This is a genomic window from Vibrio sp. 1727, from assembly GCF_033344415.1.
Classification (GTDB): Bacteria; Pseudomonadota; Gammaproteobacteria; order Enterobacterales; family Vibrionaceae; genus Vibrio; species Vibrio alginolyticus.
Map to the genome: position 1 here is coordinate 1 of NZ_JAWPOT010000498.1, position 577 is coordinate 577.

Sequence of the window (577 nt, forward strand, 5' to 3'; positions counted from 1 at the left end):
AGCATTACTTCGTGATGTCAGCACCAAACCACTTCACTGAAATCTTTTCTACTGTACCATCTGCACGCATCTCTGCTAGTGCTTTATTCACTTCCGCTTGTAGCTTCTGACCTTTTTCATTGTTGACGAAAGGCCATGCGTTTTGAATGGTTTCAAACGGTTCACCAGCCAGTTCCAGTGGCAGACCTGTTTTCTTGATCAGTTCTAGCGCGGACAAACGGTCCATCACGAAAGCGTCTGCACGGCCAAGCGCAACATCATGCTCGATACCAGTGTCGTAAGTTTTGATGTTGATTTTGCCATCTTTGTCGTATTGGCGTAGTAGCTGCTCAAAGTTAGAACCTAGGTTAACCGCAACGGTTTTGCCTGCTAGATCGTCTACACCTTTGATGCTGTCGTTGCCTTTACGTACTGTGATTTGCGCGCCGTCGATCACATAAGGGTCTGCAAACAGGTATTTCGCTTTGCGCTCATCTGTCATGGTGATTTGGTTTGAGATTGTATCGATGCGGCCAGTTTCTAAAAGACCAAACAAACCTGAGAAGTTCGACGTCACGTATTCGATCTTGTAGTCGTT

Annotated in this window: 1 protein-coding gene; it reads right to left on the reverse strand. The window is 46.1% G+C overall.

What is annotated here, in order from left to right:
* Positions 1 to 4 precede the first annotated feature (4 nt).
* Positions 5 to 577 (reverse strand): amino acid ABC transporter substrate-binding protein (locus R8O10_RS26575; protein ID WP_318192144.1); only part of this gene is annotated, 573 nt, incomplete at its 5' end.